Source organism: Paraburkholderia sp. D15 (assembly GCF_029910215.1).
Taxonomy (GTDB): domain Bacteria; phylum Pseudomonadota; class Gammaproteobacteria; order Burkholderiales; family Burkholderiaceae; genus Paraburkholderia.
The window spans coordinates 1,259,243-1,281,682 of sequence record NZ_CP110395.1; the positions used below are offsets into that span (position 1 = coordinate 1,259,243).

The window sequence follows — 22,440 nt, forward strand, 5'->3', positions numbered from 1 at the left end:
TTACCTACATCAGCACAATATCGTACTGTTCCTGACTCAAATTCGACTCCACCTGCAACGACACCGGCTTGCCGATGAAATCGATCAGCATCGCCAAATGCTGCGACTCTTCTTCCAGAAACAGATCGATCACCTGCTGCGACGCCACCACGCGAAACTCGCGCGGATTGAACTGGCGCGACTCGCGCAGAATCTCGCGCAGCACGTCGTAGCACACGGTGCGCGACGTCTTCACCTGGCCCTTGCCCTGACACACCGGACACGGTTCGCACAGCACATGCGCGAGCGATTCGCGGGTCCGCTTGCGGGTCATCTCGACGAGACCCAGTTGCGAGAAGCCGTTCACCGTCACGCGCGTGCGATCGCGCGACAACGCCTTCTTCAGTTCGCCCAGCACCTGATCGCGATGCTCGGTGTTCTCCATGTCGATGAAATCGATGATGATCACGCCGCCCAGATTGCGCAGCCGCAATTGTCGCGCGATCGTGTGCGCGGCTTCGAGATTGGTCTTGAAGATCGTATCGTCGAAATTGCGCGCGCCCACATAGCCGCCGGTGTTCACGTCGATGGTGGTCATCGCCTCGGTCTGGTCGATCACCAGGTAGCCGCCCGACTTCAGATCCACGCGGCGCGACAACGCGCGCTGGATCTCCGCCTCGATGTTGTACAGATCGAACAGCGGCCGCTCGCCGGTGTAGTGATGCAGCTTCGCCGACACGGCCGGCGTGAACTCCGCCGCGAAGTCCGCGAGCATCTGGTACGTCTCGCGCGAATCGACCTGAATGCGCGAGGTCTCGTCATTGACGAAATCGCGCAGCACGCGCTGCGCGAGATTCAGATCCTGGTAGAGCAGGCTGGTCGGCGGCATGCGCTGACCCTGCGAGATGATGGTCGCCCACGTCTTGCGCAGATACGCGACGTCGGCCGCGAGTTCCTCGCTGGTGGCATCCTCGGCGATCGTGCGGACGATGTAGCCGCCTTTCTCGTCGGCAGGCAGCACGGCGGTCAGGCGCGCGCGCACCGCTTCGCGTTCGGCCTCGCTCTCGATCTTCTGCGAGATGCCGATGTGCGGTTCCTGCGGCAGATACACGAGCGTGCGGCCCGCGATGCTCACCTGCGTGGAGAGCCGCGCGCCCTTGGTGCCGATCGGGTCCTTCACGACCTGCACCATCAGCGTCTGACCTTCGAAGACGATCTTCTCGATCGGCTGATGCGGCGCCTGATGTTGTGGCTCGCCGGCAATGCGCGGATGCCAGATGTCGGCCACGTGCAGGAACGCGGCGCGTTCGAGACCGATGTCGATGAAGGCGGATTGCATGCCCGGCAGAACCCGGACGACCTTGCCGAGATAGACGTTGCCGACGCGGCCGCGCGACAGCGTTCGTTCGACGTGAAGTTCCTGGACGGCGCCTTGCTGGACTAGCGCGACGCGCGTTTCCTGCGGCGTGACATTGATCAGGATTTCTTCATTCATGGTGTTGTTCTAGAAGTCGATGCGCGCTGCGCGCAGGAGCGCAGCGGTTTCAAAAAGCGGCAAACCCATGATACCTGAATAGGACCCGTCGATATGTTCGATAAACTCCGCGGCGCGTCCCTGCACGCCGTACGCGCCGGCCTTGCCGAGCGGCTCGCCGCTGGCTGCGTAGCGGCGGATCGCGTCTGCGTGCAATGCAGCAAAACGCACCTTCGAAACCGACAGGGCCGCGGGCAGTAATACACCGTCTGCATCGATCACGGCGAGCGCGGTCAGCACTTCATGATCGCGGCCGGCAAGGCGCGTGAGCATCGCGACCGCGTCGTCGGCATCGAGCGGCTTGCCGAGAATCGCGCCGTCGATCGTGACGGTTGTGTCCGCAACCAGGATGGGCCGTGCCTCGTGGCCGCCGGCTTCGAGCCGTGCGCGCGCGGCGCGCGCCTTGGCGATGCAAACACGCTGCACGTAGTCGCGCGCGCTCTCGCCGGGCAGCTCGGCTTCGAGCGCTTCGGCGTCTTCATCGGGGCGGGGCAGCAGCAGTTCGAATCGCACGCCGAGCTGTTGCAGCAATTCCTGGCGGCGGGGACTTTGCGAAGCGAGATAGACGGACGGATAAAGCGAAGCGGCGGAGATGGGCATGGGCGATTCCGTGCGGCGGTCTGCTCCGCTCACACGCGATGGTAGGGATGATTTTGCGTGATGGTCCACGCGCGATAAAGCTGCTCGGCGAGCAGCACGCGGACCATCGCGTGCGGCAAGGTCAGGCTCGACACGCGCAGCAGCATGTCCGCGCGCGCCTTCAGATCGGGGTCGAGCCCGTCCGCGCCGCCGATCAGAAACGCCACGTCGCGGCCGTCCTGCTGCCACCCGGGCAGCGCGGTGGCGAGCTGCATCGTGGTCCAGTCCTTGCCGCGCTCGTCGAGCGCGACGATGCGCGCGTTCTTCGGCAACGCGGCCTCGATCTTCTGCCGCTCGGCGGCCATCACGCTTTCCGCCGAACGCCCCGACGAACGTTGCTCGGGCTTGATCTCGCGCAACTCGATGCGCAGCTCGGGCGGCATGCGCTTCGCGTATTCGTCGAAGCCGGTGGCGATCCAGTCCGGCATCTTGTGGCCGACAGCGAGAATGTGCAGTTTCATCAGCGGTGATGTCGAAGACGTGGGCGGCGCCTGGCGGCACCGGGGCCGACCCGGGCCAAGGCCAGGCCTCGGCCGTTACTTGCGGCGGGCGGCCGTTTTGCGCGCGGGCTTTTTCACGGCCGGCGCGTCGTCTTCTTCCTCGTCGTCGGGCTCGCTCGCGCGTGCGCCGCCGAACGGATCGGGCGTCGACAGCTTCAGCCGCACCGGCTTGTCGCCCCAGATCTCCTCGAGGTTGTAGTACTGGCGCAGCGCCGGTTGCAGGATGTGGACGACCGCGTCGCCGCAGTCCACCAGCACCCATTCGCCGATGTCCTCGCCCTCGGTGCTGATGATTTCGCCGCCGTTTTCCTTGACGCTTTCGCGCACGCTGGAAGCGAGCGCCTTGGTCTGACGGTTCGACGTGCCGCTTGCGACGATCACGCGATCGAACAGCGAGGTCAGGTGGCTGGTGTTGAACACCTTGATGTCTTGCGCTTTGACGTCTTCGAGAGCGTCGACGATCACGCGTTGTAGTTTGCGAATATCCATGAGGTTACCGGTGGTACAGATGATGTTGAAGAATATAGTCCCACACCGCGGTGGGGACATGGCTTGCGGCCCGCGCCTGGCTCGGGTCGCGCGGCCCGGCGCCCGCGAGGGCGAGCCGCTGGGTGGCGAGCCGTTCGGTCACCTGTTCGCGCAGATGCGCGCGAATGTCGGTGGCCGAGACGTTGAACGCAAGCGTCGTGTCGATCAGCAGATGTCCGCTGGGCGTGGCTTGCAGTACCTCGGCGCGGGCGCGGCGCGCGTCGATTTCCTGGGCGACCGCCGGCGGGATCGACGCGAGGTCGAAACCCGGCCGGGTGGCCGCGCCGATGTGCGCGTAGTCGAACAGGCGCCGCCAGTCGCGCCATGTGTCGAGATGCACCAGTTGATCCGCGCCGATCAACAGCACGATCGATGCATCGTCGCCTTCGCGTTCGCGCCAGCGTCGCAGCGTGTCGACCGTGTAGGTCGGGCCGTCGTGATCGATCTCGTCGGTCGCGACGCGCACGGTCGTGTCCGGCAACGCCAGTTCGCCGGCCGCCGCGCGGGTCATCGCGAGACGGTGCACGGCGGGCGAGACATCCGATTTCTGCCAGGGCTGACCGGCCGGCAGCAGCACCAGCTCGGTCAGTCGCAGCACCTCGGCGAACCGCCGCGCAAGCGCGAGATGGCCGTCGTGGATCGGGTCGAAGGTGCCGCCGAGCAAACCGATCCGGCGCGGCAGGGCAACAGGGTGAGCGGTCGGCTTCAGGTGAAGGTCCTTTGTCGTGGCCACGTGCGGGGCAGGGCGGAACAGGCTGGCGACGGGCGCTTTACACCCAGTCGCGCGGCACCAGAAAATCGCTGTAAAGACGCGCTTCCGGCGTGCCTGCCTCGGGTTGCCAGTTGTAGCGCCAGTTCACCACCGGCGGCATGGACATCAGGATCGATTCCGTGCGTCCGCCGCTTTGCAGCCCGAACAGTGTGCCACGGTCGAAGACCAGATTGAACTCGACGTAGCGTCCGCGCCGGTAGGCCTGGAAATCGCGCTCGGCCTGGCCGTACGGAATGTTGCGGCGCTTTTCGATGATCGGCAGGTAGGCCGCGAGGAACGCGTCGCCGACGCTTCTGAGCATCTCGAACGAACGGTCGAAGCCCGGCGCCGAAAAATCGTCGAAGAAAATCCCGCCGATGCCGCGCGGTTCGTTGCGATGCTTGAGGAAGAAATACTCGTCGCACCAGCGCTTGAAGCTCGGGTAGAGGTCCGCGCCATAGGGCTGCAGCGCGTCGCGGCAGGTGCGGTGAAAGTGCTGCGCGTCTTCCTCGTAGCCGTAATACGGCGTCAGATCCATGCCGCCGCCGAACCAGAACACCGGCTCTTCACCGGCCTTGGTGGCGATCAGCAGCCGCACGTTCATGTGCACGGTCGGGCAGTGCGGATTGTGCGGGTGCAGCACGAGCGACACGCCCATTGCCTCGAAACCGCGACCGGCCAGTTGCGGACGCGCGGCGCTTGCCGAACCCGGCAGCGCGTCGCCGGCGACGTCCGAAAAGCCGATGCCGGCGCGCTCGAAGAACCGGCCGCCTTCCAGAATGCGCGTACAGCCGCCGCCGCGTAGCTTTTCGCCGGGCGCGCGTTGCCACGCGTCGGTGGCGAACGGCGCGCCGTCGAAAGCGCCGAGCGTGTCCGCGATATGCGATTGCAGGCCTTGCAGCCAACTGCGGACAGCTTGTACGTCGTAGCTCGAATCGGTCATGAATGCAGATGCTGAGGGCGGCGCGCCGTGCGTGCCGCGGGTTCGTTGTGAGAGGCGGTGGCCGGGTGTTCGCGAATGGCGCTGCGTGAACATCCGGCGGTGAATGGCAGACCGTGTTGCGGCTGGTGGGCTTTGGTCGGCCTTGGGTTTGCCTGGGTTGCCGTCGGTAGGTGTGACGGCTAACCGCGGCGACCTTCGCGAAAACCCGCAGTGTAGCGCCGCCGGCGCTTCACGCGGGCAAGCGGGGTTGCGAATGAGACGGCCAATCCGGTTATAGGCCGGTTATGAGCCGGCTTATAAACGTGGCTCCAAGCCTGGCCACCAGCCTGTTCGAACCCGGTCGCAAGCCGGCTTGCCGAACCGCTGCAAGCCAGGCTGCAACGGGACGACGGCTTAGTGTTTGCCGTCGGCCTTCGCGTCGTGCTTGCGATTCAACGCGCGATAACCGATGTCGCGGCGATACTGCATGCCGTCGAACGCGATCTGGTTGATCGTTTCATAAGCCACCGACTGCGCGCTGCGCACCGAGTCCGCCAGCCCCACCACGCACAGCACGCGGCCGCCCGAGGTGGACAGCTTGCCGTCGGCGAGCGTGGTGCCTGCATGGAACGTGACCGAATCCGCCGTTTCCGCCGGAATACCGTTGATACGGTCGCCCTTGCGCGGTGTGTCCGGGTAGTTGTGCGCGGCAAGCACCACGCCGAGCGCGGTGCGGCGGTCCCATTCCAGCTCGACCGTATCCAGCGTCCCGGCGATAGCCTGCTCGACCACCTTCGAGAAATCGCCCTTCAGGCGCGCCATGATCGGCTGCGTTTCGGGGTCGCCCATCCGGCAGTTGAATTCGAGCGTCTTCGGGTTGCCTTGCGCGTCGATCATCAGACCCGCGTACAGGAAGCCGGTGAAGCGGATGCCTTCCTTCTCCATGCCGCGCACGGTGGGCAGAATGATTTCGCGCATCACGCGCGCATGCAGTTGCGGCGTGACGATCGGCGCGGGCGAGTAGGCGCCCATGCCGCCGGTGTTCGGGCCCTGGTCGGCATCGAGCAGGCGCTTGTGGTCCTGGCTCGACGCGAGCGGCAGCACATGCTTGCCGTCGACCATCACGATGAAGCTCGCTTCCTCGCCGGCGAGGAATTCCTCGATCACGACGCGCGCGCCGGCATCGCCGAGCTTGTTGTCCGACAGCATCATGTCGACCGCGGCGTGCGCTTCCTCCAGCGACTGCGCGACCACCACGCCCTTGCCGGCGGCGAGGCCGTCGGCCTTGATCACGATCGGCGCGCCCCTGGCGTCCAGATACGCGTGCGCGGCGGCGACGTCGGCGAAGGTTTCGTACTCGGCCGTCGGAATCGCATGGCGCTTCATGAAGGCCTTCGCGAAGTCCTTCGAGCTTTCGAGCTGGGCGGCTTCTTTGGTCGGCCCGAAAATCTTCAGACCGCGCGAGCGGAACAGATTGACGATACCTGCCGCCAGCGGCGTTTCCGGCCCGACCAGCGTGAAGGCGATCTGCTCCTTCTCGACGAAATCGGCGAGCGCGGCCGGCTCGGTGATGTCGACGTTGCGCAGGCGTTCGTCCTGCGCGGTGCCGCCATTGCCCGGCGCCACGTAGACGAGCTGGACCCGCGGCGATTGCGCGAGCTTCCATGCGAGCGCATGTTCGCGACCGCCGGAACCGACGACGAGTAACTTCATGTGAATCCCCGAGACTTAAAAACCATAAACGGCTGAGGCAACCCGCTCAGCCGTGCAATAACAGCCAGTTCGCGATGCGCGGCGCGCATTGCCCGCGCACGCTCATTCGTCGGCGATCGCGGCGTTTGTGTAGACTTCCTGCACGTCGTCCAGATTCTCCAGCGCGTCGAGCAGCTTCTGCATTTTCAGCGCGTCGTCGCCGGTGAATTCGACTTCCGTCTGAGGTTTCATCGTGACCTCGGCCAGTTCGGCCTTGAAGCCCGCGGCTTCGAGCGCGGCCTTCACCTTCGGGAAATCGTTCGGCGGGCACAGCACTTCGATACTGCCGTCTTCGTTCGTGACGACGTCGTCGGCGCCGGCTTCGAGCGCGGCTTCCATCAGTTTGTCTTCCGCCGTGCCGGGTGCGAACAGGAACTGGCCGACGTGATCGAACATGAACGACACCGAGCCGTCCGTGCCCATGTTGCCGCCGTTCTTCGAGAACGCGTGACGCACTTCCGCGACGGTGCGGGTGCGATTGTCGGTCATGGTGTCGACGATCACCGCCGCGCCGCCGATGCCGTAGCCTTCGTAGCGGATTTCTTCGTAGTTTGCGCCGTCCACACCGCCCACACCGCGCTGGATCGCACGGTTGACGTTATCTTTCGGCATGTTGGCGTCGTACGCCTTTTCGACGGCGAGCCGCAGACGCGGGTTCGAGTCGATGTCGCCGCCGCCCATGCGCGCCGCGACCTGGATTTCCTTGATGAGCCGCGTCCAGACCTTGCCGCGCTTGGCGTCGGCCGCTGCTTTCTTATGCTTGATGTTGGCCCATTTCGAATGACCCGCCATACCTTTCTCCATCGCGCGCGCCGCTCTGGCGCACGCATAGTGCCATTGTCGTTGCGATGCTGGGGCGCTTGCGCGTGAGTCGCGAATGCGCGCCGTTGCGCCTTGATGTCTAACCGTCTGGGGTTCGCCGCCCGCTTGAGGCGCGCCGCGCCGGGTGGTCGCACCGGTTGATCGCGCAGTTGAGTCGCTCTTTGACTCGCTCATTGAGCGGATTCGAATTTTATCACGCCGGGGCCGGGCGGCCGAGGGGAGATGGCGCGAAATGGGCGGGGCGGACAGCGTTTGCGGGCATCTCCGGCGACTTAATGCACGTCCGGGATGGCGGCATCATGTGCAAAAGTAAACATTTTTGTTTATATTTTGCTTTGTGTTCATGGACACAGGAGGGCCGGTGAAGCAAAGCGAGTTCAGACGATGGCTCGCTGACCAGGGAGCGACTTTCGAACAAGGCAGCAAGCATTGCAAATAAAGGCAAGCCCCGCGAGGGGCTTCGTCACCGCCCGACGTTTCACCCGTGCACGGACTTTTGGAGAGTTATTTATGTTTCGCTATCCAGCCCGCATCGAAGCGGACGAAGCTGGTTTTACCGTGTCGTTTCGCGATATTCCGGAGGCGTTGACGTCCGGCGCGACGCTTGACGAAGCGCGCGAGATGGCGGCCGACGCGCTCGCGACGGCGATGGATTTTTACTTCGAAGATAAGCGCCAGGTGCCCGTGCCGTCGAAAGCGCGGCGGGGCGAGGAGGTCATCGAGCTGCCCGCCAGCCTGGCGGCCAAGGTGCTGTTGCTCAACGAAATGCTGGCCCAGAAGGTGACGCCTTCCGAGCTGGCGCGGCGCCTGCACACGCGCGCGCAGGATATCCAGCGGGTGATCGATCTTGGCCACGTGACCAAGATCGATACGATCGCGTCCGCGTTCGCGGCGCTCGGCAAACGGCTCGAACTGTCGATCGTGCCGGCATAAGTGAAAATCAGCTGAAAATCAGGCAACCACGAAAAAAATCGACGCGGGCGGCGCGACCTTATCTCGCGCCGCACGGTGACGCTTCCATCATCCCGTCAGTTCTTCGTCCCGAACAACCGGTCACCGGCATCGCCGAGACCCGGCACGATGTACGCGTGTTCGTTCAGATGCGAATCCAGCGAGGCCACGTACAGCTTGACGTCCGGGTGCGCGTCCTGGAACACCTGCACGCCTTCGGGCGCGGCCACCAGCGCGAGGAACATGATGTTCTCGCCGGCCACGTTGCGGCGCTTGAGCACGTCTACCGCGTGCACGGCCGAATAGCCGGTCGCGACCATCGGGTCGCACAGAATGAACGTGCGGTCTTCCAGGTCCGGCAGGCGCACCAGATACTCGACCGGGCGATGGTCCTCCGCGCGGTACACGCCGATGTGACCCACCCGCGCCGACGGCACCAGTTCCAGCAGTCCGTCCGACATGCCGATGCCGGCACGCAGCACCGGCACGATCGCGAGCTTCTTGCCGGCGATCACCGGCGCGTCGATATCGACGAGCGGCGTGGTCAGGCGGCGCGTGGTCATCGGCAGGTTGCGGGTGATTTCATAGCCCATCAGCAGCGTGATTTCGCGCAGCAGTTCGCGGAACGTGCGGGTCGAGGTGTCCCGGTCGCGCATATGCGACAGCTTGTGCTGGATCAGCGGGTGATCGAGGATGAATAGATTGGGAAAACGGCTGTCCTGGGTCATGGCGGGGGCGCAAACGGCGGCTAGAGGGATCGGGGATCCGGGGATCGTTCCGGCGCGCCGCCGCCGGCCGAAGCGGGCTGGCGGACGCGCCACGGCGCAAGTTTACCGAAAGAGCGCCGCGCGACATACCGGAGATTGCAGCGTCCCGGCGCAGTCCGGCACCGATTCTTCTAGAATCGGGGGATTCCGCCGCGCGCGTCGATCGTCGAGGATCGTCAGGCATTGTCAGCCTTCAGGTCTGGGCCCGCGCGCCGCCACCATCACGAGGACACGCACATGGACATGGGAATCGCCGGACGCACCGCGCTGGTCTGCGCGGCCAGCAAGGGCCTGGGGCGCGGCTGCGCGGAAGCGCTCGCCGCCGAGGGCGTCAACCTGACGATCGTCGCGCGCACCGCGGAGACGCTCGAGGCGACCGCCGCCGAGATCCGCAAGCAGAGCGGCGTGGAAGTGCGCACGGTGGCCTGCGACATCACCACGCCCGAAGGCCGCGCGGCGGCGCTCGCCGCGTGTCCGCAGCCGGACATTCTGGTCAACAACGCGGGCGGGCCGCCGCCGGGCGATTTCCGCGACTTCTCGCACGAGGACTGGATCCGCGCGCTGGAAAGCAACATGCTCACGCCGATCGAACTGATCCGCGCGACCATCGACACGATGAGCGCGCGCGGTTTCGGGCGCATCGTCAACATCACGAGTTCGGCGGTGAAGGCGCCGATCGACGTGCTGGCGCTGTCGAACGGCGCGCGCTCGGGGCTGACGGGTTTCGTCGCGGGCCTCGCGCGCAAGGTCGCGCCGACCGGCGTGACGATCAACAACCTGCTGCCGGGCATCTTCGACACCGACCGCATCGCCGTCACTTTCGACGCGCAGGCCAAGGCGCAAAACATTTCCGTCGACGACGCCCGCAAGCAGCGCATGAAGACGATTCCCGCGGGCCGCTTCGGCACGCGCGACGAATTCGGCCGCGCGTGCGCGTTCCTGTGCAGCGCGCATGCGGGCTACATCACCGGCCAGAACTGGCTGATCGACGGCGGGGTGTATCCGGGCACGTTCTGACCGGTCGCGTTCCGGGCGCGTAAGTGTCCGGCGCGGCTTCGCGGTTTGCGCCTTGATAGGTCTTAGGGCTGGATAGCTTCACAGCTTCACGGCTTCGCAGAAAGTTTCACCGACAACTTCCCGGTTCCACGGCAGCGCCGCCGCCGGCAGTTTCATCCTCACTACAACAACGACAATCACAACGGTTTCAGGAGTCTTACGTCATGAGTACCCGCATTGCCCTGATCGCGCACGATCACAAGAAGGACGACATCGTCAAACTGGCCGGCGAGTACGTCGATACGCTGCGGCGTTGCGAGATCGTCGCGACCGGCACGACCGGCGGACGCATCGCCGACACGCACGGCCTGACGGTCGAGCGCATGCTGTCGGGCCCGCACGGCGGCGATCTACAGATCGGCGCGCAGCTCGCGGAAGGCCGCGTGGACATGGTGATCTTCCTGCGCGACCCGATGACGCCGCAGCCGCACGAACCGGACATCAACGCGCTGGTGCGCGCCTGCGACGTGCACAACATCCCGTGCGCGACCAATATTTCCACCGCGCGCATGCTGCTCGACGCGCTGACCTTGCGCGTGAGCCAGCAGGTTTGAGACGGCAGGTCTGAAGCGGAAGCGCCCAGGCGGCGCGTCCGGCTGCTCACGCAACAACACCATCAAGGAGACGTAATGGTCAAAGCAATCCGATTCGATAAAACCGGCGGCCCGGAAGTCATGAAATGGGTCGACGTCGAGGTGGGCGAGCCGGGCGCGGGCGAGATCCGCATCCGCCAGACGGCGGTCGGGCTGAACTATATCGACGTCTATTTCCGCACCGGTCTGTATCCGCTGCCGCTGCCCGGCGGGCTCGGCATGGAGGCCGCCGGCGAAGTGACGGCGGTCGGCGCGGGCGTGACGGACCTGAAGGCGGGCGACCGCGTCGCCTATGTCGCGCGGCCGCCCGGCGCCTACACGCAGGAACGCGTGCTGGCCGCCGCGCAGGTGGTGAAGGTGCCCGACGCGCTGACCGACGAGCAGGCCGCGTCGGTGATGCTGCAAGGCTTGACCGCGCAGTATCTGCTGCGCCGCACGTATCCGGTGAAGGCCGGCGACACGATCCTGATCCAGGCCGCGGCGGGCGGCGTCGGGCTGCTGGTGTGCCAGTGGGCGAAGGCGCTGGGCGCTACGGTGATCGGCACCGTCGGCTCGGATGAAAAGGCGGAGATCGCGAAAGCGCACGGTTGCGACCACGCGATCGTCTACACGCGCGAGAACTTTACGAAGCGCGTGCGCGAAATCACCAACGGCGCGGGCGTGCCGGTGGTGTACGACTCGATCGGCAAGGACACGTTTGCCGCGTCGCTCGACTGCCTCGCGCCGCTCGGTATGTTCGTGAGCTTCGGCAATGCGTCGGGGCCGTTGCCGCCGATCGATTCGTCCGAGTTCGCGGGGCGCGGCTCGCTGTTCTTCACCCGTCCGACGTTGTTCACCTATATCGCGAAGCGCGGCGATTACGAGGCGATGTCGAAGGAACTGTTCGACGTGCTGGTGTCGGGCAAGGTGAAGACGAGCATCAACCAGCGCTATGCGCTCGCGGATGTCGGTCAGGCGCACGCGGACCTGGAAGGGCGCCGCACGACGGGGTCGACGATTCTGTTGCCGTAATCGTCGTTCGCAGGGTGGGGCCGCTTACTTCGCGGCCACGTTGGGACCGCTGGCTGCATCGCCGGTGGAATCCGCGGCGGGCGCGGCGCTCGCGCCACCCGTCGCCGCCGCGTTGCGCTCCTTCAACCGGTCGATCCGTCCATTCACGACGGCCTTCAGGAACGCCTCCGGGAAACCGTCCGCCATCGTCCAGCTATTGCCGCTGCCGACGAACACGAACTCCCCGCGCACCTTCGTCACCGCCGGCGCGCCGACGATCGCCATCAGATCGTCGCGATAGTCGATCGCCACCGGGCACGACTGACGGCCGTCGGCGACCGTCTTGCAATCGGCGCTCGGCACGACGTCCAGCACGCTCTCGGCGAGCGTCGGCGGAAGATCCTCGCCTTCCTTGCGCACCAGCGCCGGGCCATGCGTCTGCTCGTCGAACTTCGCGAGCGCGGCCTTGATCGCCGACTCCATGTTGTCGCGGCCGACCGGTTTGCCGAACGTATTGTTCAACGCAGCCGCGTCATAGCGCGACTGAATGTACTCGGGCGGGAAGGCCTGCACCGCGAACTTGTCCTTGTCGTCCGGCGTACGGAGCACCATGTAGCCGATCGCCTCCTTCTCGGCACCGTCGCCGATATCGGCGAGACAGCCACGCGAATGATCCTTGCTGTCATAACCGACCTCGCGATGATTGCGCACGGCCGGCATGCCGCCTTTCGCGAGCATCTGCGCGCCGGCCATGCTCTTCAGCGCGCCTTCGAACAGGAGCGAGTGCAGCGCCGCCGTGGTGGACGACGCCGTGCAACCCGGCGTCGAATCGGGCATGAGCGCATAAATGCCGAAGCCGCCCAATATCGCCGCGACCACGCCGAAATTGATCAGCAGACTTCTTTTCGCTTTCTTTTTGCGCAAGTCGGCCAGCGCATGCAAACGCGCGTCGATACGCGGATCGATCTCGCGAATAAACAGCAATATCGCCAGCCGTTTTTCGATATCGACGCTATTGTCTTCCGACCATTGCAAGGTCTGAAGCGTGGCTTTTTCCTCGATATCCCGATCCGTATACTTTTCGGCGATCAGCCAGTCCAGCATGCGCCTCACCGTTGCCGGTTCGAATTGAATCTCCGGATGCGCGATCAGCCGCTGACGTACCGTTTCGGCAGGTTCCGCCTCGATATATTCCTTGAATTCCAGAATGGCCAGCATGGTCAGGCGATCGTCTTCGGGCGTTTCGGTCCCGTTAAGGCCTTGCTGGTTATCCTGGTTATTCTGGGTATCAGTATCGGTTGTCATATCGGGCGTCGTTATTGAATGGAATATCGGCGCGTCATTATGCGCGAACGATTCGCCGTCTGACCAGAGTTAATTCTTCCCAATGCGTATTCCCACCACCTGATCGGCATTCGCCGATTTAAATCGCCCGGCCGAATGGATCGCGTGACCGGAATGCCGATTCAGGTTCTTTCGTTTACGCAATTTTTACATCGCGCCTCGACTCTTTGACCAGCCCTTTACGCGGTTCGGCATAACGTTCCATCCATCCAAAGTCCGTGAATGGAGAACAAAAATGGATGTGCTGTATGTCGGGGGGCTGGTGCTGTTTTCCGCGCTGACCTTTGCATTGATTGCCGGCTGCGAGAAGTTGATGCAGTTCCGTCGTGGGCAGGGAGCGCGGTCATGAGCTGGATTCTCTGGTTGTCCGGCGCCGCCACCGCGCTGCTGTTTATCTACCTGGTCTATGCGCTGTTGCGCGCGGAGGACATTGAATGAACGCGAACAATGTCCTGCAAGCCGGACTCTTCATCGTCGTGCTGCTGGTCGCCGCGGTGCCGATGTCCCGCTACCTGAGCGCCGTGATGGACGGCAGCTCGCGCGTCGTGCGCGTGGGCGGTCCGCTCGAACGTCTGCTGTACCGAATCGCCGGTGTCGATCCGTCGGCGGAAATGGGCTGGAAGCACTACGCGATCGCGACGATCGCATTCAACGTGCTCGGCGTGCTGTTCCTGTACGCGCTGCTGCGCGTGCAGCAATGGCTGCCGGGCAATCCGCAGCAGTTCGGCCCGATGACGGTGGACGGCGCGTTCAACACCGCCGTCAGCTTCGTCACCAATACGAACTGGCAGGACTACACGCCCGAGCAGACCGTCGGCTATCTGACGCAGATGCTCGGCCTGACCGTGCAGAACTTCCTGTCCGCGGCCACCGGCATCGTGGTGGTGATCGCGCTGATTCGCGGCTTCGCGCGTCACACCGCGCAAACCATCGGCAACTTCTGGGTCGACATCACGCGCGTGACGCTGTACGTGCTGTTGCCGATGGCGGCGATCGTCGCCGCGTTGCTGATGAGCCAGGGCGTGGTGCAGAACTTCAAGGCCTATCAGGACGTGCCGACCCTGCAGACCACCACCTACGCCGCGCCGAAGCTCGACGCGCAAGGCAATCCGGTGAAGGACGCGAAGGGCAATCCGGTCACGGTCGATACGCCGGTGAAAACGCAGACCCTCGCGATGGGTCCGGTCGCGTCGCAGGAAGCGATCAAGATGCTCGGCACCAATGGCGGCGGCTTCTTCAACGGCAACTCGGCGCATCCGTATGAAAACCCCACGCCGTTCTCGAACTTCCTGCAGATCTTCTCGATCCTGATCATCCCGGCGGCGCTCGCGCTGGTGTTCGGCCGCATGATCGCCGACCGCAAGCAGGGCGTGGCGGTGCTCGCGGCCATGACGATCGCGTTCGCGGCCTGCGTGTTCGGCGAGATAACCGCGGAGCAAGGCGGCAATCCGGCGATCGCCGCGCTGCACGTCGATCAATCGGCCAACGCGCTGCAATCGGGCGGCAACGCCGAGGGCAAGGAAACGCGCTTCGGCATCGCGCAGTCGGGCATCTTCACGGTCGCGACCACGGCAGCCTCGTGCGGCGCGGTCGCCAATACGCACGATTCGCTGACGCCGATCGGCGGCCTCTATCCGATGCTGCTGATGCAACTGGGCGAGGTGATCTTCGGCGGCGTCGGCTCCGGCATGTACGGGATGCTCGTGTTCGCACTGCTGGCCGTGTTCGTCGCGGGCCTGATGATCGGCCGCACGCCGGAATACGTCGGCAAGAAGATCGAAGCGTACGAAATGAAGATGGTATCGATCGTGGTGCTGCTCACGCCGCTGCTGGTGCTGGTGGGCACGTCGATCGCGGTGTTGACCGACGCGGGCAAGGCCGGCATCGCCAACCCCGGCGCGCACGGCTTCTCCGAAATCCTCTACGCGTTCAGCTCGGCCGCCAACAACAACGGCAGCGCGTTCGCCGGCTTGACCGTGAGCACGCCGTTCTACAACTGGCTCACCGCGATCGCGATGTGGTTCGGCCGCTTCGGCACGATCATCCCGGTGCTCGCGATCGCCGGTTCGCTGGCGGCGAAAAAGCGCATCGGCGTCACGGGCGGCACGCTGCCCACGCATGGCCCGCTGTTCGTCGTGCTGCTGCTCGGCACGGTGCTGCTGGTCGGCGCGCTGACCTATGTGCCGGCGCTCGCGCTCGGTCCGGGTGTCGAACATCTGATGATGATGGGCGCGCATTGAGCCGCCCGTCGAAATCACATGAATGAACCGCGACTGAACAGGCGCAAACGGGAAATTCGAGGATTCAATGACTGAACATAATGCAACCAGGTCCATGTTCGATCCGGCGCTGCTGCGCCCGGCGATCGTGGACTCCTTCAAGAAGCTCACGCCGCGCACGCAATTCCGCAACCCGGTGATGTTCTGCGTGTACGTCGGCAGCATTCTGACCACCATTCTGTGGATCGCCGCGCTCGGCGGCCAGGCCGAGGCGCCCGCAGGCTTCATTCTCGCGGTCGCGTTGTGGCTGTGGTTCACGGTGCTGTTCGCGAACTTCGCGGAAGCGCTCGCCGAAGGCCGTTCCAAGGCTCAGGCGGCGTCGCTGCGCAGCGCGAAGAAAGACGTGATGGCCAAGAAGCTCAACGAGCCGCATCCGAAATCGCCGATCCGCATCATGACCGCCTCGGACCTGCGCAAGGGCGACGTCGTGCTGGTCGAAACTGGTGACGTGATCCCGGCCGACGGCGAAGTGATCGATGGCGTCGCCTCCGTCGACGAATCGGCGATCACCGGCGAATCCGCGCCGGTGATCCGCGAGTCGGGCGGCGACTTTTCGTCGGTGACGGGCGGCACGCGTGTGCTGTCCGACTGGATCGTCGTGCGCGTCACGGCCAATCCGGGCGAGGCGTTCCTTGACCGCATGATCGCGATGGTCGAAGGCGCGAAGCGTCAGAAGACGCCGAACGAAATCGCGCTGACGATCCTGCTGGTCGCGCTGACGATCGTCATGCTGCTCGCCACCGCGACGCTGCTGCCGTTCTCGATGTTCTCCGTCGAAGCGGCCAAGGCCGGACACGTGGTGACGATCACCGCGCTGGTCGCGTTGCTGGTGTGTCTGATTCCGACCACCATCGGCGGCCTGCTGTCGGCGATCGGCGTGGCCGGCATGAGCCGCATGATGCAGGCCAACGTGATCGCCACCTCCGGCCGCGCGGTGGAAGCCGCCGGCGACGTCGACGTGCTGCTGCTCGACAAGACCGGCACGATCACGCTCGGCAACCGTCAGGCGTCGCAGTTCGTGCCCGCGCCGGGTTTGACCGAGGAAGCGCTCGCCGACGCCGCGCAACTGTCGTCGCTCGCCGATGAAACGCCGGAAGGCCGCAGCATCGTCGTGCTGGCCAAGCAGCGCTTCAACATCCGCCAGCGCGACATGGCGTCGCTGCAGGCGACCTTCCTCGCGTTCACCGCGCAAACGCGGATGAGCGGCGTGGACTTGCACGGCCGCGAAATCCGCAAGGGCGCGGCCGACGCGGTCAAGCATTACGTCGAAGCCAACGGCGGCCGCTTCCCGAACGAAGTCAGCAACGCGGTGGCCGAAGTCGCGCGGCGCGGCAGCACGCCGCTGGTGGTCGCCGAGAAGGGCGAGCAGGGCGCGCGCGTGCTCGGCGTGATCGAGCTGAAGGACGTGGTGAAGGGCGGCATCAAGGAACGCTTCGCCGAACTGCGCAAGATGGGCATCAAGACGGTGATGGTGACGGGCGACAACCGCCTGACCGCCGCCGCGATCGCCGCCGAGGCGGGCGTCGACGATTTTCTCGCCGAAGCCACGCCGGAAGCGAAACTCGCGACGATCCGCGCGCACCAGGCCGAAGGCCGCCTTGTCGCGATGACCGGCGACGGCACCAACGACGCCCCGGCGCTCGCGCAGGCCGACGTCGCGGTGGCGATGAACACGGGCACGCAGGCGGCCAAGGAAGCGGGCAACATGGTCGACCTCGATTCGAATCCGACCAAGCTGATCGAGATCGTCGAAATCGGCAAGCAGATGCTGATGACGCGCGGCTCGCTCACCACCTTCTCGATCGCCAACGACGTCGCCAAATACTTCGCGATCATTCCGGCCGCGTTCGCCACGACCTACCCGGCGCTGAACGCGCTGAACGTGATGCATCTGGCCACGCCGGCCTCGGCCATCATGTCGGCGGTGATTTTCAACGCGCTGATCATCGTGCTGCTGATTCCGCTGGCGCTCAAGGGCGTGCGCTATCGCGCGCTCGGCGCGGCGGTGCTGCTGCGTCGCAATCTGCTGGTCTACGGGCTGGGCGGGATCATCGTGCCGTTTATCGGCATCAAGCTGATCGATATGGTGCTGGCCGCGTTCGGCTGGGTTTGAATACCGCCGGGCGTTCGCGGCAAGACCTGACAAGGAATACCCATCATGAAAAATCTGTTCCGTCCATTGCTGGTGATCTTCGCGGTGCTGACCGCGCTCACCGGACTCGCTTACCCCGCGGTGATGACCGCCGTCGGCCAGGCCGCGTTCCGCGATCAGGCCAACGGCAGTCTCGTCGAACAGAACGGCAAGGTGGTCGGCTCGAAGCTGATCGGCCAGCAGTTCGATGCGCCGCAATACTTCTGGGGCCGTCTGTCGGCCACCAGCCCGATGCCGTACAACGCGACCAATTCGGGCGGCTCGAACCTCGGGCCGACCAATCCGGCGCTGCTCGATGAAATCAAGGGCCGCCTCGACGCGTTGAAGGCAGCCGGCACGGACATGTCGAAGCCGGTGCCGGTGGATCTGGTGACTTCGTCGGGCAGCGGTCTCGATCCCGAGATCAGCCCGGCGGCGGCGGCGTATCAGATCGCACGTGTCGCCGCGGCGCGCAAGCTGGGCGTCAACGACGTGCAGGCGCTGGTCGACCGTTACACGACTGGACGCCAGTTCGGCGTGCTCGGCGAGCCGCGCGTGAACGTGCTGCAATTGAATCTCGCGCTCGACGAGATGAAGCGCGGGTAAGTGGGCTCGGGCGCGGGGCGTGCGCCCACGCGCGCGCCCCGCGCCGCGATTTGCGGGCCGGCGGCCGGCGTGCCACCATGCACGCACCGCCGCTCGCCATACGAAGAAAACATTGCGCATGAACCGCCCCGATCCCGATGAACTGCTCGACAAACTGCAACGCGACGAAGAGAAGCGTCAGCGTGGCCGGCTGAAGATTTTCTTCGGCGCGTCGGCTGGTGTGGGCAAGACTTACGCGATGCTGCAGGCCGCGCGGCGCCGCTTCGACGAAGGCGCGGATGTGCTGGTCGGTATCGCCGAAACGCATGGGCGCCGCGAGACGGCGGCGCTGCTCGACGGGCTCGACGTGCTGCCGCTCGCGCATATCGAGTATCGCGGCCGCAAGCTCGGCGAGTTCGATCTCGACGCCGCGCTCGCGCGCAAGCCGCAACTGATCCTGGTCGACGAGCTCGCGCATTCCAACGTTCCGGGCGCGCGGCATCTGAAGCGCTGGCAGGACGTGTACGAACTGCTCGACGCGGGCATCGACGTCTACACGACCGTCAACGTGCAGCACCTCGAAAGCCTGAACGACGTGGTCGGCCAGATCACCGGCATCCGCGTGTGGGAGACGGTGCCGGACCGCGTCTTCGATCGCGCCGACGAAGTCACGCTGGTGGATCTTCCCGCCGAGGAACTGCTCGACCGGATGCGCGACGGCAAGGTGTACATGCCGCAGCAGGCCGAGCGCGCGGTGCGCAATTTCTTTCGCAAGGGCAACCTGATCGCGCTGCGCGAGCTGGCGCTGCGCCGCACCGCCGACCGCGTCGACGCGCAGATGCGCGAGTACCGCGCCGACCGTTCGATCCAGCGGATCTGGCAGGCGCGCGAGCGCCTGCTGGTGTGCGTCGGTCCGGGTCCGGAAGCACCGTTGCTGGTGCGCGCGGCGGCGCGTCTCGCCGCGAGTCTGAAGGCCGACTGGCTCGCCGTGTATGTCGAAACGCCGTCGCTGCAACGCCTGCCCGATGCACGCCGCGAACGCACGCTCAATGCGTTGAAGCTGGCCGCCGAACTCGGCGCGGAAACCGCGACGCTCGCGGGCGCCGATGCGGTTGCCGCGCTGGTCGGCTACGCGCAGGCGCGCAACGTGTCGAAGCTGGTGGCGGGGGCGTCGACGCGCAGCGGCTGGCAACGGCGTCTACGGCCGCCGTTCGGCGAACGGCTCGCCGAACGCGGCGGCGAACTCGATCTCACCTTGATCCGCGCGTCGGCCGAACAGGGCAGCGAGCATCGTCATCTGCTGACCACCACCGCGAACGCGTGGCGCGAAGCGTTGACGGCGGCGCGCGAGCGTCGTTCGCCGCCGCGCGCGTACGCCATCGCGCTGGCGATCTGCACAGGCATCACGCTACTGTCGAGCCAGTTGATCGACCACATCGATCTGACCAACCTCGTGATGCTGTACCTGCTCGGCGTGATCTTCGCCGCCGTGAAACTGGGACGCGGCCCCGGCGTGATGCTGTCGTTCCTCAGCGTCGCCGCGTTCGATTTCTTCTTCGTGCCGCCGCGCCTGTCGCTGTCGGTGTCGGACACGCAGTATCTGCTGACCTTCCTCGGCATGCTGCTGACTTCGCTCGTGATCAGCCACCTGACGTCGAGCCTGCGCCGCGAGGTGCTGGTCGCGCGGCGCCGCGAGCAACGCACCGGCGCGATGTACGCGATGGCGCGCGAACTCGCGGCGGCGCTCACCACCGAACAGATCGTCGAGATCGGCAGCCGGCATGTCAGCGAAGTATTCGGCGCGCGCGTCGCGATCCTGTTGCCGGACAGCGCCGATCAGGTGAAGCAGAAGATCGAGGACCCGGACGCGTCGGTCACGCTCGACGGCGAACTGCTGGACAGCGACGTCGGCCAATGGGTCTACGACCAGCAGAAGCCCGCCGGTCACGGCACCGACACGCTGCCGGCGGCCGCGGCGCTGTATCTGCCGCTGAAAGCGCCGATGCGCACGCGCGGCGTGCTCGCGGTCGCGCTGCGCGATCACGGCGAGCTCGACGTGCCCGAACAGCAGCGCATGCTCGACGCGTTCGCCGCGCAGATCGCGCTGGCGCTGGAACGCGTGCACTACGTGGACATCGCGCGCGATGCGCTCGTCAACATGGAGTCCGAGCGGCTGCGCAATTCGCTGCTGTCCGCGATTTCGCACGATCTGCGCACGCCGCTGACGACCATCGTCGGGTTCTCGTCGATGCTGGCGCAGTCGCGTGAGCTCGCGCAGTCGCGTGATGCGCACGACGCGTCGCCGGGCGCCGCGAACCCGGTTGTGAGTCCGGCTGCGAGCCCAGCTGTGAACCCGGCGGCGAAAAATCCCGCGCAGCCTGGCGACGATCTCGTCGATGCGATCCACGAGGAAGCGCTGCGCATGACCGGCATCGTCACAAACCTGCTCGACATGGCGCGGCTGCAGGCGGGCAGTCTGCAACTGAACCGGCAGTGGACGCTGCTCGAGGAAACGGTCGGCGCCGCGTTGCGCGCCTGCAAGCGCGTGCTGGCGAAACATCCGGTGCAGGTTCGGCTACCCGCCGATCTGCCGCTGCTGCATCTCGACGCGGTGCTGATGGAGCGGCTCTTTTCGAACCTGTTCGAAAACGCGGCGAAATACACCGCGCCCGACACGCCGCTGACCATCGGCGCGCAGCGTCTCGACGCGGACGGTCATGCGTTCGTGCGCGTGACCGTCGACGATAACGGCCCCGGCTTGCCCGCCGGCATGGAAGCGCGCGTGTTCGAGAAATTCACGCGCGGCGAGAAGGAGTCGGCCAAGCCGGGCATCGGACTCGGCCTTGCGATCTGCCGTGCGATCGTCGAGGCGCACGGCGGTACAATCGGCGCGCTCAACCGGGTCGCCGCGGACGGCCGGCTCGAAGGCGCGCGCTTCTGGTTCACGCTGCCCGTGCAAACGCCGCCGGATGCGCCCGACGTGCTGGAAGACGAAGGCGCGGACGACGACGAAGCCGCGGCCGGCCACGATGCTTCGACGCCGTTGCCCGCTTCATCCCCTTTGCCTCTTAACTCCCCGCAGCCCAAGCCTAGCCATGAGTGACCCCAGCATCACCGTCGTGCTGATCGAAGACGAAAAACAGATCCGCCGTTTCGTGCGCACCGCGCTGGAAGGCGAGGGGATCGTCGTGCACGACGCCGAGACCGGCAAGCAGGGGCTCGTGGAAGCGGCCACGCGCAAGCCCGACCTCGTGATCGTCGATCTGGGCCTGCCCGACACCGACGGCCTCGACGTGATCCGCGAATTGCGCGGCTGGAGCGAACTGCCGGTGATCGTGCTGTCGGCGCGCACCCAGGAAAGCGAGAAAGTCGCCGCGCTCGACGCCGGCGCGGACGACTACCTGACCAAACCGTTCGGCGTGTCCGAACTGCTCGCGCGGATTCGCGCGCATATGCGGCGGCGCAATCAGGGCGGCGCGAACGAATCGCCGCAGGTGCGTTTCGGCGCGGTGACCGTCGATCTGGCCTTGCGCCAGGTCACGCGCGAAGGCGCGGCGATTCATCTGACGCCGATCGAATACCGGTTGCTGGCGACGCTGGTGCGGCACGCCGGGCGCGTGTTGACGCACCGGCAACTGCTGCGCGACGTGTGGGGGCCGTCGCATGTGGAGAGTCATCACTATCTGCGTATCTACATGGCGCATCTGCGCGGCAAGCTGGAGCGCGACCCGGCGCAGCCGGAGCATATCGTGACGGAGACCGGCGTCGGCTACCGGTTGGTGGGCGCGGTTTGAAGGCTTGCGGTGCCGGCGCGGGCGGCAAATCGCCAATTTTGATATAATTTACAGTTCGTAAGGACGACCTTACGCATCCGCTACGAACGGGGACGGCCCCATCTGACCATGGAGTTGTCTCATGTCCTGGTTTCTCCTGCTGATTGCCGGCTTGCTCGAAGTTGCCTGGGCCGCCGGTCTCAAGACCTCCGAAGGTTTCACCCGCCTGTGGCCGTCCGTGTTCACGATCGTGACCGCGCTCGGCAGCTTCGCGCTGCTCGCCATGGCCATGCGCCAACTGCCGCTCGGCACTGCGTATGCCGTCTGGACGGGCATCGGCGCGGTCGGCGCGTTCATCTTCGGCATCGTGATGATGGGCGAGGCGTTGACCGTCGCGCGCGTGGCCAGCGCCGCGTTGATCGTGATCGGACTGATCGGGCTCAAGCTGTCGTCGGGACACTGAATTCGCGGTTCGGGCGAAAAACGCCGGCCATCGTCAGGCAGCCCGGCCCGCCACATCCCGCCACATCCCGCCACATCCCGC

General features: G+C 65.5%; 22 protein-coding genes. 12 read left to right on the top strand and 10 right to left on the bottom strand.

Features of this window, described 5'->3' with window-relative positions:
* Positions 1 to 4: 4 nt before the first annotated feature.
* The 8 genes from rng to LFL96_RS05510 all read right to left on the bottom strand — a co-directional run bounded on the left by rng (position 5) and on the right by LFL96_RS05510 (position 7,397).
* Complete coding sequence (rng, locus tag LFL96_RS05475) at positions 5 to 1,474, bottom strand: ribonuclease G (protein WP_280998882.1); 1,470 nt, start codon at positions 1,472 to 1,474, stop codon at positions 5 to 7.
* Positions 1,475 to 1,483: 9 nt separating this feature from the next.
* Complete coding sequence (locus LFL96_RS05480; protein WP_280998884.1) at positions 1,484 to 2,113, bottom strand: Maf family protein; 630 nt, start codon at positions 2,111 to 2,113, stop codon at positions 1,484 to 1,486.
* A gap of 29 nt (positions 2,114 to 2,142) precedes the next feature.
* Positions 2,143 to 2,613 carry a 23S rRNA (pseudouridine(1915)-N(3))-methyltransferase RlmH gene (gene rlmH / locus LFL96_RS05485; protein WP_280998886.1) on the bottom strand — a complete coding sequence of 157 codons (471 nt, stop codon included), beginning with the start codon at positions 2,611 to 2,613 and terminating at the stop codon, positions 2,143 to 2,145.
* A gap of 75 nt (positions 2,614 to 2,688) precedes the next feature.
* Positions 2,689 to 3,141 carry a ribosome silencing factor gene (gene rsfS / locus LFL96_RS05490; RefSeq protein WP_280998888.1) on the bottom strand — a complete coding sequence of 151 codons (453 nt, stop codon included), beginning with the start codon at positions 3,139 to 3,141 and terminating at the stop codon, positions 2,689 to 2,691.
* A 4-nt stretch (positions 3,142 to 3,145) separates the two neighbouring features.
* Positions 3,146 to 3,862, bottom strand: coding sequence for a nicotinate-nucleotide adenylyltransferase (locus tag LFL96_RS05495; RefSeq protein WP_348638419.1), 717 nt, complete (start codon positions 3,860 to 3,862; stop codon positions 3,146 to 3,148).
* Between the two features lie 88 nt (positions 3,863 to 3,950).
* Entirely contained in the window at positions 3,951 to 4,874 is a 924-nt protein-coding gene (gene hemF / locus LFL96_RS05500) for an oxygen-dependent coproporphyrinogen oxidase (RefSeq protein WP_280998892.1), read from the bottom strand.
* Positions 4,875 to 5,267: 393 nt separating this feature from the next.
* Complete coding sequence (gene purD, locus LFL96_RS05505) at positions 5,268 to 6,566, bottom strand: phosphoribosylamine--glycine ligase (RefSeq protein WP_280998894.1); 1,299 nt, start codon at positions 6,564 to 6,566, stop codon at positions 5,268 to 5,270.
* Positions 6,567 to 6,668: 102 nt separating this feature from the next.
* Positions 6,669 to 7,397, bottom strand: a complete 729-nt coding sequence (locus tag LFL96_RS05510) for a YebC/PmpR family DNA-binding transcriptional regulator (RefSeq protein WP_280998895.1) — start codon at positions 7,395 to 7,397, stop codon at positions 6,669 to 6,671.
* Between the two features lie 540 nt (positions 7,398 to 7,937).
* Between LFL96_RS05510 and LFL96_RS05515 the strand changes: the two genes are divergently transcribed.
* The gene (locus LFL96_RS05515) at positions 7,938 to 8,360 is read left to right on the top strand and encodes a type II toxin-antitoxin system HicB family antitoxin (RefSeq protein WP_281000582.1); all 423 of its coding nucleotides are present in this window, start codon (positions 7,938 to 7,940) and stop codon (positions 8,358 to 8,360) included.
* Between the two features lie 95 nt (positions 8,361 to 8,455).
* On the opposite strand, the gene upp is transcribed toward LFL96_RS05515, so the two are convergent.
* A complete protein-coding gene (gene upp, locus LFL96_RS05520; RefSeq protein ID WP_280998897.1) occupies positions 8,456 to 9,106 on the bottom strand; it encodes a uracil phosphoribosyltransferase in 651 nt (216 codons plus the stop codon).
* A gap of 276 nt (positions 9,107 to 9,382) precedes the next feature.
* Here upp and LFL96_RS05525 point away from each other — a divergent pair, with 276 nt between their 5' ends.
* From LFL96_RS05525 to LFL96_RS05535, 3 genes are all read left to right on the top strand, one after another.
* Positions 9,383 to 10,162 (top strand): SDR family oxidoreductase, encoded by a 780-nt coding sequence (locus LFL96_RS05525; RefSeq protein WP_280998899.1) that lies wholly within the window; start codon positions 9,383 to 9,385, stop codon positions 10,160 to 10,162.
* Positions 10,163 to 10,365: 203 nt separating this feature from the next.
* On the top strand, positions 10,366 to 10,755 hold the full coding sequence (locus LFL96_RS05530; protein WP_280998901.1) for a methylglyoxal synthase: 390 nt from the start codon (positions 10,366 to 10,368) through the stop codon (positions 10,753 to 10,755).
* A 75-nt stretch (positions 10,756 to 10,830) separates the two neighbouring features.
* Complete coding sequence (locus LFL96_RS05535) at positions 10,831 to 11,805, top strand: quinone oxidoreductase (RefSeq protein ID WP_280998903.1); 975 nt, start codon at positions 10,831 to 10,833, stop codon at positions 11,803 to 11,805.
* A 24-nt stretch (positions 11,806 to 11,829) separates the two neighbouring features.
* Here LFL96_RS05535 and LFL96_RS05540 read toward each other — a convergent pair whose 3' ends face one another.
* Entirely contained in the window at positions 11,830 to 13,089 is a 1,260-nt protein-coding gene (locus LFL96_RS05540) for a hypothetical protein (RefSeq protein WP_280998905.1), read from the bottom strand.
* 274 nt (positions 13,090 to 13,363) lie between these two features.
* Between LFL96_RS05540 and LFL96_RS05545 the strand changes: the two genes are divergently transcribed.
* The 8 genes from LFL96_RS05545 (at position 13,364) to sugE (ending at position 22,359) form a co-directional block, all read left to right on the top strand.
* Positions 13,364 to 13,477, top strand: a complete 114-nt coding sequence (locus LFL96_RS05545) for a potassium ABC transporter ATPase (RefSeq protein ID WP_120345708.1) — start codon at positions 13,364 to 13,366, stop codon at positions 13,475 to 13,477.
* On the top strand, positions 13,474 to 13,566 hold the full coding sequence (gene kdpF, locus LFL96_RS05550; RefSeq protein WP_144155821.1) for a K(+)-transporting ATPase subunit F: 93 nt from the start codon (positions 13,474 to 13,476) through the stop codon (positions 13,564 to 13,566). The genes LFL96_RS05545 and kdpF overlap by 4 nt, the downstream gene beginning before the upstream one ends.
* The gene (gene kdpA, locus LFL96_RS05555) at positions 13,563 to 15,368 is read left to right on the top strand and encodes a potassium-transporting ATPase subunit KdpA (protein WP_280998910.1); all 1,806 of its coding nucleotides are present in this window, start codon (positions 13,563 to 13,565) and stop codon (positions 15,366 to 15,368) included. The genes kdpF and kdpA overlap by 4 nt, the downstream gene beginning before the upstream one ends.
* A gap of 67 nt (positions 15,369 to 15,435) precedes the next feature.
* A complete protein-coding gene (gene kdpB, locus LFL96_RS05560) occupies positions 15,436 to 17,520 on the top strand; it encodes a potassium-transporting ATPase subunit KdpB (protein ID WP_280998912.1) in 2,085 nt (694 codons plus the stop codon).
* Positions 17,521 to 17,565: 45 nt separating this feature from the next.
* Positions 17,566 to 18,144: a potassium-transporting ATPase subunit KdpC gene (gene kdpC / locus LFL96_RS05565; protein ID WP_280998914.1), complete on the top strand. Its 579-nt coding sequence runs from the start codon at positions 17,566 to 17,568 to the stop codon at positions 18,142 to 18,144.
* A 118-nt stretch (positions 18,145 to 18,262) separates the two neighbouring features.
* Positions 18,263 to 21,226: a DUF4118 domain-containing protein gene (locus tag LFL96_RS05570; protein ID WP_280998917.1), complete on the top strand. Its 2,964-nt coding sequence runs from the start codon at positions 18,263 to 18,265 to the stop codon at positions 21,224 to 21,226.
* Positions 21,219 to 21,917: a two-component system response regulator KdpE gene (gene kdpE / locus LFL96_RS05575; protein WP_280998919.1), complete on the top strand. Its 699-nt coding sequence runs from the start codon at positions 21,219 to 21,221 to the stop codon at positions 21,915 to 21,917. Before LFL96_RS05570 ends, kdpE begins: the two co-directional genes overlap by 8 nt.
* Before the next feature lie 121 nt (positions 21,918 to 22,038).
* On the top strand, positions 22,039 to 22,359 hold the full coding sequence (gene sugE / locus LFL96_RS05580; protein WP_280998921.1) for a quaternary ammonium compound efflux SMR transporter SugE: 321 nt from the start codon (positions 22,039 to 22,041) through the stop codon (positions 22,357 to 22,359).
* Positions 22,360 to 22,440: the final 81 nt, after the last annotated feature.